The organism is Stenotrophomonas nitritireducens (genome assembly GCF_050984405.1).
In the GTDB taxonomy this organism is placed as follows: domain Bacteria; phylum Pseudomonadota; class Gammaproteobacteria; order Xanthomonadales; family Xanthomonadaceae; genus Stenotrophomonas; species Stenotrophomonas nitritireducens_B.
Genome location: NZ_CP158790.1, coordinates 1,461,637 through 1,473,975, shown reverse-complemented (window position 1 = coordinate 1,473,975; position 12,339 = coordinate 1,461,637). Strand labels below are relative to the sequence as shown.

Annotated in this window: 11 protein-coding genes; 7 read left to right on the top strand and 4 right to left on the bottom strand. The window is 69.3% G+C overall.

The features are described 5' to 3' along the window. Positions 1 to 48: 48 nt before the first annotated feature. From ABTV91_RS06175 to ABTV91_RS06165, 3 genes are all read right to left on the bottom strand, one after another. Complete coding sequence (locus tag ABTV91_RS06175; RefSeq protein ID WP_433853724.1) at positions 49 to 183, bottom strand: hypothetical protein; 135 nt, start codon at positions 181 to 183, stop codon at positions 49 to 51. A 192-nt stretch (positions 184 to 375) separates the two neighbouring features. After that, positions 376 to 978 carry an acyl-homoserine-lactone synthase gene (locus ABTV91_RS06170; protein WP_433853723.1) on the bottom strand — a complete coding sequence of 201 codons (603 nt, stop codon included), beginning with the start codon at positions 976 to 978 and terminating at the stop codon, positions 376 to 378. 155 nt (positions 979 to 1,133) lie between these two features. After that, on the bottom strand, positions 1,134 to 1,505 hold the full coding sequence (locus tag ABTV91_RS06165) for a DUF4902 domain-containing protein (protein WP_433853722.1): 372 nt from the start codon (positions 1,503 to 1,505) through the stop codon (positions 1,134 to 1,136). A 149-nt stretch (positions 1,506 to 1,654) separates the two neighbouring features. Here ABTV91_RS06165 and ABTV91_RS06160 point away from each other — a divergent pair, with 149 nt between their 5' ends. Next, positions 1,655 to 2,374, top strand: a complete 720-nt coding sequence (locus ABTV91_RS06160; protein WP_433853721.1) for an autoinducer binding domain-containing protein — start codon at positions 1,655 to 1,657, stop codon at positions 2,372 to 2,374. 80 nt (positions 2,375 to 2,454) lie between these two features. Here ABTV91_RS06160 and ABTV91_RS06155 read toward each other — a convergent pair whose 3' ends face one another. Continuing rightward, positions 2,455 to 4,746 carry an NADP-dependent malic enzyme gene (locus tag ABTV91_RS06155; RefSeq protein WP_433853720.1) on the bottom strand — a complete coding sequence of 764 codons (2,292 nt, stop codon included), beginning with the start codon at positions 4,744 to 4,746 and terminating at the stop codon, positions 2,455 to 2,457. A 208-nt stretch (positions 4,747 to 4,954) separates the two neighbouring features. Between ABTV91_RS06155 and ABTV91_RS06150 the strand changes: the two genes are divergently transcribed. The 6 genes from ABTV91_RS06150 (at position 4,955) to gltS (ending at position 12,144) form a co-directional block, all read left to right on the top strand. Continuing rightward, a complete protein-coding gene (locus ABTV91_RS06150) occupies positions 4,955 to 6,223 on the top strand; it encodes an amino acid deaminase (RefSeq protein ID WP_433853719.1) in 1,269 nt (422 codons plus the stop codon). A 22-nt stretch (positions 6,224 to 6,245) separates the two neighbouring features. Next, positions 6,246 to 7,601, top strand: a complete 1,356-nt coding sequence (locus ABTV91_RS06145) for a gluconate:H+ symporter (protein WP_433853718.1) — start codon at positions 6,246 to 6,248, stop codon at positions 7,599 to 7,601. Positions 7,602 to 7,616: 15 nt separating this feature from the next. Next, the gene (locus ABTV91_RS06140; RefSeq protein WP_153190466.1) at positions 7,617 to 8,480 is read left to right on the top strand and encodes a MurR/RpiR family transcriptional regulator; all 864 of its coding nucleotides are present in this window, start codon (positions 7,617 to 7,619) and stop codon (positions 8,478 to 8,480) included. A 3-nt stretch (positions 8,481 to 8,483) separates the two neighbouring features. Next, positions 8,484 to 9,905: an N-acyl-D-amino-acid deacylase family protein gene (locus ABTV91_RS06135; protein WP_433853717.1), complete on the top strand. Its 1,422-nt coding sequence runs from the start codon at positions 8,484 to 8,486 to the stop codon at positions 9,903 to 9,905. A 166-nt stretch (positions 9,906 to 10,071) separates the two neighbouring features. Beyond that, positions 10,072 to 10,467, top strand: a complete 396-nt coding sequence (locus ABTV91_RS06130; RefSeq protein ID WP_433853716.1) for a RidA family protein — start codon at positions 10,072 to 10,074, stop codon at positions 10,465 to 10,467. Positions 10,468 to 10,923: 456 nt separating this feature from the next. Continuing rightward, the gene (gltS, locus tag ABTV91_RS06125) at positions 10,924 to 12,144 is read left to right on the top strand and encodes a sodium/glutamate symporter (protein WP_433853715.1); all 1,221 of its coding nucleotides are present in this window, start codon (positions 10,924 to 10,926) and stop codon (positions 12,142 to 12,144) included. Positions 12,145 to 12,339: the final 195 nt, after the last annotated feature.

The window sequence follows — 12,339 nt, the reverse complement described above, 5'->3', positions numbered from 1 at the left end:
ACGTCGATGCTGCCGGCCGCACGCCCTGCAGCTGGCCGACCGCCCGCCTCAGGACAGGATGCCCAGCAGCCCACCCACGCCGATGCCGACGACGGTACCGACGAAGAGACCTGCCAGGAACTGCAGCCGCAGCGGATCGGAGACGCCATGCCTGCCGTCGTGGTCCGCACTCTTCTTGAACATGCCTCATCTCCCGATATGAACAGCGGACGGAGGGGCGCGGCGTTACCGCGCGGTGGCGGGACCCCTTCCCGCCTCCAACCTCCCTGTTCCCTCCGCATGGCGTTCCTCGCCGGTCGAGAAGACGCCCCCTGCCTCTCGGAGGCTCTCCGGCCTCACGCGGATTTCACCCGAGATGCCCCGGTTCCGTAACTGTCAGGATTGACAGGTTTCGCGGCTTTCCTCTGGATCGCGGGCCGGGCGTCCCGCCAGTTCGATCCAGCAGGCGAAGGTGGGATGGCCTTCGATCATCACCGGCGGCGCGGCGCGGTGGACATGGAAACCGGTCCGGCGCAGCAGCCGCTCCATCGCCAGCGGCGAAACCGTGATGAGCCGCTTCCCTCCCTGGCTTTCCACGTAGTCGGCGGCAAGCTGCAGGATGTCCACCGCCAGTGCGGACGGGCGCTGCGTGGCAACGCCCGTCCGCGTGCTTCGCAGGTCCATCACCGCAAAGCGCGACAGCTCCCAGACTTCTTCCGAGCGTGGCGGCGGCAGGCCGTTCATCAACTGCGGGAACATCTCGCCCAGCAGGTAGGGCCCTGTGGTCGGCAGCAGGCGCGCGTAGCCGACGATATCGTGCCGGTCGTCGCGGACGATCACGTGCACCGTTTCCGGCTGGTCGAACCTGTCGCGCTCGATCCCCGGCGGCGTGTCCATCTGCCAACCCAGCGTTTCGATGAAAACACGGTAGCGATACTGCCCGAGCGCCTCGTTGAGCAGTGGCGGCAGATCGCCCGCGCTGGCAAGGATGAATTCCATGACGCAACCCCCGTTCCTGTGGATGGGGTTTCAGTCTTGCAATGCAGCACAGGCGCGATAACTGTCAGTATTGACAGGTCGCGCAGCGTCCAGGCGGAAGGCGGCACACCCTCCATACGCACCACATTCGAACCGGATGGAACCCTGCGTTGGCGTCAGCGAAATCCGACGGCGCCGAGCACCACCGGTTTCCATTCCAGCGTCTCGAGCAGACGCTGAAGGCAACGCGCCGTATGGTCCGGCCCGATGTCCCTGCCCTGTTCATCCACCAGCATGACGTTGCTGCGCGGGGTATCGCGGCATGCCGCCGATACCGGTCGGGCCAAGGTATCGATATGCCAGTCCCAGCCCACCGACACGGCTGGGGAGGAGGTCGTGACCCATTCGGTGTAGCCACTTATGGCCGAGTACACCGCACCGGCGGTACCGGCGCACGCCTCCCCGTCCAGCCCCGATACCAGGTGCACGAGCCGGAGCTGGTCCAGCGCGCGGCGGGGAAGGCGGATGTAACCATCGTCGTCAGTCATTATCATGCGGCCTTGGCAGCGCAGGCATCCGTGGCGCGCGGCGCCGGGCGGTGGGGTTTCCCCAATCTAGATGCCCCACGCATGCGCTGGAAACTGTCAGTACTGACAGTGCCGCTGGACCGGCATCACGATTTCATCGAGGGGCGGAAATGGAGGCGTGGCGGGAAGACCAACTCAATGCCCTGCTGGCTCCGGGCGGACAGGACGACCTGTTCGGCACGGTAGCCGGGCTGGTGCGTGCGCTGGGCTTCGAGCACTGCGCCTACGGCATGCGCGCGCCGCTGCCGCTGGCCCAGCCGGAGATCGTGATGCTCAACGACTACCCGGAAGCCTGGCAGAAGCGCTACATGGAAAACGCCTACCTGCAGGTCGACCCGACCGTCCGCCAGGGCGCGGCCTCGCTCGACCCTTTCGCGTGGTCGAATTCGGGCGATCCGCACGATGCGGCCGCCGCCTTCTGGGAGGACGCGCGCCTGCACGACATCACCTGCGGCGTATCGCTGCCGGCGCTGGCGGCCAACAGCGTGCGCGGCATGCTGACCGTCACCCGCGGCGGCCAGAAGCTGGACGAACGGGAACTGCGCGCGAAATGGCCGCAGCTGCTGTGGCTGGGCCAGGTCGCCCACCACGGATTGGCGCGGGAAATGCTCGTGCGCTGGCGGGCGACCTCGCGCGAGGCGATGAGCGAACGCGAGATCGAGATCCTGCGCTGGGTCGCCGAAGGCCACACCAACCGCCAGATCGCCGCCCGCCTCAACATCACCGAGCGCACGGTCAATTTCCACCTCAACAACGCCATGGCCAAGCTCGACGTCGGCAACCGCACGGCCGCCGCGGTGCGTGCTGTAGTGCTTGGCATCATCGCCTGAGGCACCAGGCCGGCGGGAAACTCCAGAGACGACAAGGCCGGCATGCGCCGGCCCTGTCGCTGCCGTGGTTGTAACGAGGCTCAGGCGCCGCGTTCGGCGTCCATCTGCTTGCGGATCTGCGCATCGACCGCGGCGATGGCGGTCATGTTCAGCACGCGGCGCGAACTGGCGCTGCTGGTGAGGATGTGCACCGGCTTGGAAATGCCCATCAGGATCGGGCCGATCGCCACGCCGTCGGTGAACACGCGCACCAGGTTGTAGGCGATGTTGGCCGCCTCCAGGTTGGGCAGCACGAACAGGTTGGCGCGGCCCTTGAGCGTGCTGTTGGGCAACAGCTTCTCGCGCAGCGCCTCGTCCCACGCGGTATCGCCCTGCATCTCGCCATCCACGTTCAGCCGCGGATTGCGCTTGAGCAGCTGCTCGCGCACCTGGCGCATCTTCAGCGCGTCCTTGGAATCGTGGCTGCCGAAGTTGGAATGCGACAGCAGCGCCACCTTCGGCTCGATGCCGAACAGCTTCATGCGGTAGGCCGCCTGCAGCGTGGATTCGACGATCTGCTCCACGCTCGGGTCTTCCTGCACGTGGGTATCGACGAAGAAGAACACGCCCTGCGAGTTGATCACGCCGGTCATCGCCGAGGTCGAGCTGACCCGCGGCTCCAGCGGAATCACGCTGCGCACGTAGCCGAGCTTCTTGTGGAAACGGCCGACCACGCCGCTGAGCATGGCGTCGGCCTCGCCGCGCGCCACCATCACCGCGGCGATCAGCGTCGGGCGCGAGCGCAGCAGGTTCTTGGCCGCGGCCACGGTCACGCCGCGGCGGCCGGTCTTCTCGTGGTAGTACTGCCAGTAGTCGTTGAAGCGCGGATCGTCGTTGATGTTGGTGATCTCGAAGTCCACGTCCGGCCGCATGCGCAGGCCCAGGCGCTGGATGCGCGCTTCGATCACGTCCGGGCGGCCGATCAGGATCGGGAAGGCCACGCCCTCGTCGATCACGTTCTGCACCGCGCGCAGCACCACCTCCTCCTCGCCCTCGGCGTAGACCACGCGCTGCTTGTCGGCGCGCGCCTGGTCGTAGACCGGCTTCATGAACAGGCTGGTGCGGTAGACGAACTGCGCCAGCTTCTGGCGGTAGGCCGCCATGTCGTCGATTGGACGCGTGGCCACGCCCGAATCCATCGCCGCCTGGGCCACGGCCGAGGACAGCTCCACCAGCAGGCGGCGGTCGAACGGGCGCGGGATCAGGTAGTCGCGGCCGAAGCTCGGCGTGTCGCCGCCGTAGGCCGCGCCCAGGTCGGAGGCCTCCTTGCGGGCCAGCGCGGCGATGGCGCGCACGCAGGCCACCTTCATCGCCTCGTTGATGCCGGTGGCGCCGACGTCGAGCGCGCCGCGGAACAGGTAGGGGAAGCACAGCGCGTTGTTGACCTGGTTCGGGTAGTCCGAACGGCCGGTGCCGATGATCGCGTCCGGGCGCGCGGCGCGCGCCAGTTCCGGCATGATTTCCGGGGTCGGGTTGGCCAGGGCGAAGATCACCGGGTCCGGCGCCATGGTCTTGACCATCTCGGCGGTGAGGATGCCCGGGGCCGACAGGCCCAGGAAGATGTCCGCGCCCTCGACGATCTCGGCCAGGGTGCGCTTGTCGGTGTCGCGCGCGTAGCGCGCCTTCTCCGGGTCCAGGCCTTCGCGGCCGGTGTAGATCACGCCGTCGCGGTCGAAGGCCAGCACGTTCTCCGGCCTGACGCCCAGTTCCACCAGCATGTTCACGCAGGAAATGCCGGCCGCGCCCATGCCGGTGGTGGCGACCTTGACCTCGCCGATCTTCTTGCCGGTGATGTCCAGCGCGTTGAGGATGGCGGCGCCGACGATGATGGCGGTGCCGTGCTGGTCGTCATGGAACACCGGGATGTTCATGCGCTCGCGCAGCTTGCGCTCGACCACGAAGCATTCCGGCGCCTTGATGTCTTCCAGGTTGATGCCGCCGAAGGTCGGCTCCAGCGAGGCGATGATGTCGACCAGCTTGTCCGGATCGTTCTCGTCCACCTCGATGTCGAACACGTCGATGCCGGCGAACTTCTGGAACAGCACGCCCTTGCCTTCCATCACGGGCTTGCCGGCCAGCGGGCCGATGTTGCCCAGGCCCAGCACCGCGGTACCGTTGGAGATCACCGCCACCAGGTTGCCCCGCGCGGTCAGTTCGCTGGCCGCGGCCGGGTCGGCGACGATCGCTTCGCAGGCATAGGCCACACCGGGCGAGTACGCCAGCGAGAGGTCGCGCTGGGTGAGCATCGGCTTGGTGGCGGCGACCCGGATCTTCCCCGGTGGCGACATGCGGTGATAGTCGAGGGCGGCCTGCTTGAAATCTTCTTTGGACATCGACGGGACTTGCTGTGGCTGAATGCCCGATTCTAGCGACTCAACGACGACAGGAACCGTTTCATCGGGGACTGTATTCAGGACAGCGCGCCCGATTCGCCATGTTGCTTCGCAACAATTTGCGAAAATATTTTTCATGACGCCGGTTATCTGCTACATAGACACCTCTCCAGCGGGGAATACGGGGACACAATGAAAGTGATCCGGCATGGATAAAAAACTATTTCACGGCGCGCCCGCCACGCTTCGGGGCAAGGGCCTGGGCGCCAGCGATGGCGCGCTGTCGACGACCGACGCCGGCCACCAGGGCTGGTCCATCCTGCGCGAGCAGGTGAGCCTGCCCGCCGCCGTGCTGCTGCGCTCGGCGCTGCTGCACAACCTGGAATGGATGCGCCGCTTCGTCGCCGCCTACGGCGTGCAGCTGGCGCCGCACGGCAAGACCACGATGAGCCCGGAACTGTTCGGCCTGCAGCTCGACGCCGGCGCCTGGGGCATCACCGTGGCCACCGCGCCGCAGGCGCGCGAGGCATGGCGGGCCGGCGCGCGCCGCCTGCTGATCGCCAACCAGCTGGTCGGCCCGGCCAACATGGCCATCGTCGCCGACCTGCTGGACGCCGGCGACACCGAGGTGTTCTGCCTGGTGGACTCGGCCGACAACGCCGACGCGCTCGGCCGCTGGTTCCACGCGCGCGGCCTGCGCTTGGACGTACTGCTGGAAATCGGCATTGCCGGCGGCCGCACCGGCGTGCGCGACGACGCGCAGGCGCAGGCGGTGGTCGAGGCCGTCGCGTGCTGGCCGCAGGCGCTGCGGCTGGCCGGCGTGGAAGTCTACGAGGGCGTGGCCGGCGACGAGGCCGGCGTGCGCGCGGTCCTGCGCCGCAGCGTGGAAACCTTCCAGCGCCTGCGCGACGGCCGCGCCTTCGGCCGCGTGCCGGCACTGCTGACCGGCGCCGGCTCGGCGTGGTTCGACGTGGTCGCCGAGGAATTCGCCGCGCTGTCCGGCGACGTCGCGGCGGAGATCGTGCTGCGCCCCGGCTGCTACCTCACCCACGACGTCGGCGCCTACCGCCAGGCCGCCACCCGCATCCATGCCGGCAACCCGGTCGCGCGGCAGATGGGCACCAGCCTGCAGCCGGCGCTGCGGCTGTGGGCCTACGTGCAGTCGCGGCCGGAGCCGGACAAGGCCATCGTCGGGCTCGGCAAGCGCGACGCCGCGTTCGACGCCGGTTTCCCGGTGCCGGCGCTGCACTACCGCCCGGGCGATGCCGCCCCCGCCGACGCCGCCGCGCACTGGCAGGTGGCGGCGATGATGGACCAGCACGCCTTCCTGCAGGTGCGCGCCGACGACGACCTGCGCGTGGGCGACATGCTGTGCTTCGACATCTCGCACCCGTGCCTGACCTTCGACAAGTGGCGCCACCTGCTGGTGGTCGACGACGACCACACCGTGGTCGACGCCGTTTCCACGCAGTTCTGACCGCCTGCCCGGACCGGTACGCATGAGCCATGGACACCTGCTGCTGATCTACGCCGTGCTGGCGATCCTCGCGTTGATCGTGCTGATCGCCCGTTACCGGCTCAATCCCTTCATCAGCGTCACCCTGGTCTCGATCGGGCTGGCGCTGCTGGCCGGCATGCCGGCGCCGGAGATCCTGCCCGCCTACGAACAGGGCGTGGGCAAGACGCTGGGCCACATCGCGCTGATCGTGGCGCTGGGCACCATGCTCGGCAAGATGATGGCCGAGTCCGGCGGCGCCGAGCGCATCGCGCGCACGCTGATCGCCCGCTTCGGCACGAAGAACGTGCACTGGGCGATGATGCTGATCGCCTTCTGCATCGGCCTGCCGATCTTCTTCGAGGTCGGTTTCGTGCTGCTGATCCCGATCGCGCTCAACGTCGCCCGCCGCACCGGCGTGCCGCTGCTGCTGGTCGGCCTGCCGATGGTGGCCGGGCTGTCGGTGGTGCACGGGCTGGTGCCGCCGCACCCGGCGGCGATGCTGGCCGTGCACGCCTATGGCGCCGACGTCGGCCGCACCGTGTTCTACGCGCTGCTCGTGGGCCTGCCGACCGCGGCGCTGGCCGGGCCGCTGTTCGCCAGAGTGGTGGCGCCGCGGGTGACGCTGCCGGCGCACAACCCGATGGAGGCCGCGCTGCTGGACGAGGGCCACGGCCGCATTCCCGACGACCAGCTGCCCGGCTTCGGCATCACCATCGCCACCCTGCTGCTGCCGGTGGCGCTGATGCTGCTGGGCGGCTGGGCCGACCAGATCGCCACGCCCGGTTCGCCGCTCAACCACGGCCTGCGCTTCATCGGCCACTCGGTGGTGGCGCTGCTGCTGGCCACGCTGCTGAGCTTCGTCACCCTGGGCCTGCTGCGCGGCTTCAACCGCGAGCAGATCCTGAAGTTCTCGCAGGAATGCCTGGCGCCGACCGCCGCCATCACCCTGCTGGTCGGCGCCGGCGGCGGCCTCAACGGCATCCTCGTGCATACCGGCGTGGCCAGCCAGATCATCGACCTGTCGCGCCAGTTCGACCTCTCGCCGCTGCTGATGGGCTGGACCATGGCCGCGCTGATGCGCATCGCCACCGGCTCGGCGACGGTGGCGATGACCACCGCCTCGGGCATCGTCGCGCCCATCGCCGCCGCCCTGGGCTACCCGCACCCGGAACTGCTGGTGCTGGCCACCGGCGCCGGCTCGGTGGTGCTGTCGCACGTCAACGACGGCGGCTTCTGGCTGGTGAAGGAATACTTCAACATGTCCGTGGCCCAGACCTTCAAGACCTGGACCGTGCTGGAAACCCTCATCTCCGTCACCGCGCTCGCGCTGGTGGCGGCCCTCGCCGCCGTGCTCTGAACCGAAGATCCCATCATGTTCGACATCGTCTACGAACTGCGCCAGCGGCTGCACGAATTCAGCCCGGTCGAGGTCCGCATCGCCACCACCATCCTCGCCGACGTCGATGCTGCCGCCCAGTACGGGGTGACCGAGCTGGCCGAACGCGCCGAAGTCAGCGCCGCGGCGATCTCGCGCTTCGCCAAGACCCTGGGCTGCGAGCACGTGCGCGAACTGCGCGCGCGGCTGGCGTCGGCCAGCGCGGTCGGCAAGCGCTTCCTGGAGCAGCAGAACGCGCCACCGGTGTCGGCGCTGTTCGCGCAGATCTGCGACGACATCCAGGCCAGCCTGCGCCACAACCTGGCCAACCTGCAGGAAGAGGTGGTGCAGCAGCTGGCCGATGCGGTCTGCCAGGCGCGGCGCATCCACGTGTTCGGCATCGGCGGCTGCTCCACCGTGTTCTCGCAGGAACTGCAGAACCGGCTGATGCGCTTCGGCCTGCCGATCACCGCCTGCAGCGACGCGGTGGTGATGAAGATGACCGCCGCCATCCTCGGCCCGCAGGACCTGGTGCTGGCGCTGTCGGTCAGCGGCATCACTCCGGAAGTCACCTCGGCGGTGGAGATCGCCCGCACCTACGGCGCGCGCGTGGGCGCCATCACCCGCGCCGGCACGCCGCTGGCCGACCTGAGCGACTGGCTGCTGCCGATCAGCATCGAGGAAACCGATTTCGTGTTCAAACCTTCCGCCTCGCGCTACGCGATGATGCTGGCCATCGACGTGCTGGCCACCACCACCGCGCTCAACGGCGCCAGCGACAACCACGAGCACCTGCGCCGCATCAAGCTGGCGCTGGACCGCTACCGGGGCGGCGACTCGCGCCTGCCGCTGGGCGACTGATCGATGCACGACGTACTGATCCGCAACGCGCTGGTGCTCGACGGCAGCGACCGCCCCGGCCGCCACGGCGACGTGGCGCTGCGCGACGGACGCATCGTCGCGGTCGGCGCGGTCGCCGGCAGCGCGCGGCAGGTGATCGACGCCGATGGCCGCGCATTGGCGCCGGGCTTCATCGACGTGCACACCCACGACGACCTGGAAGTGCTGCGCAATCCGGACATGGCCAGCAAGCTGTCGCAGGGCGTGACCACGGTGGTGGTCGGCAACTGCGGCATCAGCGCCAGCCCGGTGCGCATCCGCGGCGAGGTGCCGGACCCGATGAACCTGCTCGGCGAGGCCGGCGATTTCCGCTTCGCCGATTTCGCCAGCTACCGCCAGGCGGTGGAGGCCGCGCGGCCGGCGGTGAACGTGGCCGCGCTGGTCGGCCATACCGCGCTGCGCCAGAACCACATGGACAGGCTGGACCGCGCCGCCACCGCCGGCGAGATCGCCGCGATGCGCGCGCAGCTGCGCCAGAGCCTGGCGCAGGGCGCGCTGGGCCTGAGCAGCGGCCTGGCCTACGGCTCGGCGTTCCACGCACCGTCCAGCGAAGTGGCCGAGCTGGCGCTGGAACTGCCGCGCGGCGGGTTGTACGCCACCCACCTGCGCGACGAGTTCGGCGGGATCCTGGAGGCGATGGACGAGGCCTTCGACGCCGCGCGCGCGCCGCAGGCCGCGGTGCGCGTCTCGCACCTGAAGTGCGCGGGCATCGACAACTGGGGCCGCAGCCGCGAGGTGCTGCACCGCCTGGACGCCGCATCCGGCAGCCAGGACGTGGCCTGCGACTGCTATCCCTACGCCGCCAGCGCCTCCACCCTGGACCTGAAACAGGTCACCGACGCCTACGACATCCTGATCACCTGGTCCGAGCCGGAACCGGCGCAGGGCGGACGCCTGCTGGCCGACATCGCCGCCGACTGGGGCGTTCCGCTGCTGGAAGCAGCGATCCGCCTTCAGCCGGCCGGCGCGGTCTACCACTGCATGGACGAGGCCGACGTGCGCCGCATCCTGGTGCATCCGTTGACCATGATCGGCTCGGACGGCCTGCCGCGCGATCCGCGCCCGCATCCGCGCCTGTGGGGCACGTTCCCGCGCGTGCTGGGCCATTATGCGCGCGACGAGGCACTGTTCCCGCTGCACACCGCCGTGCACAAGATGACCGGCCTGCCCGCTTCGCGCTTCGCGCTGGGCGCGCGCGGCGTCATCCGCGCCGGCGGATGCGCCGACCTGGTGCTGTTCGACCCGGCGCGCGTGCGCGATACGGCCAGCTTCCACGACCCGGTGCGCGCGGCCGAGGGCATCGACGCGGTGTGGGTCAACGGCCAGCTGGCCTACGACGGCCGGGACGTGGTCGCGCGGCCGGGGCGGTTCATCGCGCCGGATTGAAGCCCCTCTCCCCTCGGGAGAGGGGTTGGGGTGAGGGTATGGGGACGAAGCCTCCGCAATAGCTGGCTACACGAGGCTTCGCCCGTACCCTCATCCGCCCCTGCGGGGCACCTTCTCCCAATGGGAGAAGGGAAAAATTACTTTCCTTCACCACAAAGGAATCCCCATGACCGACATCAAACGTTACGGCGCCGAAGGCGGCGTCGGCCAGGGCAAACAACACATGCCGTTCTCGCGCGCGGTCGAAGCCGACGGCTGGCTGTACGTCTCCGGCCAGGTGCCGATGCGCGACGGCGAACTGGTCGGCGGCACCGTGACCGAACAGGCGCACGTGGCCATCGGCAACGTGCTGGCGATCCTCGCCGAGGCCGGCTACGGCCCCGAACACGTGGTGCGCTGCGGCGTATGGCTGGATGACGCGCGCGACTTCTACGCGTTCAACACCGTGTTCAAGCACTATTTCGGCGACCACCCGCCGGCGCGCGCCTGCGTGGAGAACCGCATGGTCGTGGACTGCAAGGTGGAAGTGGACTGCGTCGCCTGGAAGCGCCCGCAGCGCTGATTCCGCGCCTGTCCGCCCCTGCGCCGGCGCCGCCGGCCAGGGGGCGCCCACACCGTCGCGCATAACGGCCGGCTATGCCGCCGCGCGCTTTTGCGACTGGCGCCGCGCCCCGTTCCATGGCTATGGTGGATGCTGCCGCCCCGCGCCACGCTTCGTGCTGCGGCGCGGCAGACCGGCCCGCTCGCCATGGAGACACGCCATGCCTGCCCGCCTGCGCCCACGCCGGCCGCAGCCACTCCGTCCCGCCCCGACTGGCGGAAAACGCGCCGTCGGCCATCGAACCGTCTGCCACCGTCATGCGGACGGGCCGGCTCCCGCCGGACTGCCCGTGGCTCCGCCCCCTCCCCCGTGCCGCGGAGCCACATCCCCCCGGGCCGTTCTCCCCCCGGCGGCGCCGGCCCTCCGCCGGACCCCACCCCCGACACCTGCACTGGCAGGGCACGAGGTATTGATTCGATGATCCAACTTGATGCCGTACAGACGATCGCCTTCGGCGGCCTGACCCTGTTCGCCGGATACGCGCTGTGCCGCGCGATCCCGGTGCTGCGCCGCTACAACCTGCCCGAACCGGTCGTCGGCGGCCTGCTGGTGGCGCTGCTGGTGTGGGCCGCGCACGCGCGCGACACCACCCTGTTCGAACTGGACACCAGCCTGAAGGTGCCGTTGATGGTGGCCTTCTTCACCACGCTGGGTATCAACGCCAGCCTGCGCCTGCTGCGCGTCAGCGGCCGCCAGGTGATGATCTTCCTGGTGCTGGCCAGCCTGTTCGCCGTGCTGCAGAACCTGGTCGGCATCGGCGTGGCCTGGCTCTTCGACCTGCATCCGATGTTCGGCGTGCTCGCCGGCTCGGCCACGCTCACTGGCGGGCCGGCCACGGGCATGGCCTTCGCGCCGCTGTTCGAGAAGGCCGGCCTGCAGGGCGCCGAAACCCTGGCGATCACCGCGGCGATGGCCGGCATCATCTGCGGCGGCGTGGTCGGCGGCCCGGCCATCACCGTGCTGATGCGGCGGTTCGGCATCAGTGGGCCGGCCGGCAACGGCGCAGCCGCAAGCGCGGGCGCGGGCAGCGGCGAAGCCGACGAAACCGTGCACGTGCACTTCCCCAGCGAATCGGCGCGCGAATTCGACGCGCTCAAGAGCATCGTCGTGCTGCTGATGGCGATGTGGCTGGGCGCCTGGGTCAGCCAGGGCTTCGCCGGCCTGGGCCTGACCCTGCCGTCCTACATCGGCGCGATGCTGGTGGGTGCGGTGGTGCGCAACATCGACGACTACACCGGGCTGATCAGACTGTCGGTGCCGACCACCGACCTGATCGGCAACATCTGCCTGGCGCTGTTCCTGGCGGTGGCGCTGATGGACCTGAAACTGTGGGAACTGGCCGGCATGGGCCTGCCGCTGGTGGTCAACCTGGTGATCCAGGTGGCGCTGGTGGCGCTGTTCGCGGTGCCGATCTTCTACGTGATGGGCCGCGACTACGACGCGGCGGTGATGGGCGGCGGCTTCATCGGCTTCATGCTCGGCACCACCGCCAACGCCATGGCGGTGATGCGCCGGCTGGTGCAGCGCTATGGCGTGGCGCCACGCGCCTTCCTGGTGGCGCCGCTGGTGGGCGCGTTCTTCATCGACTTCGTCAACGCGCTGATCATCACCGGCTTCCTCAACTTCTGGCCGCACTGACGCGGCCCAGGCTTCCCGACGAAGGACCTGCGCAGGGCCGCCATCATGGCGGCCCCTGCCGTTTCAGGAGGTTGGGTTCCCACCGGCTCGCTGCGATGGAAGAGGCCGGCCGCATGGGCATTCCCGGGAACGCCTCGTGCGGGGCAAGCCCCGCACCTACGGGAATTCCCCGGCGTTCATGGCGGTGGCATCGCG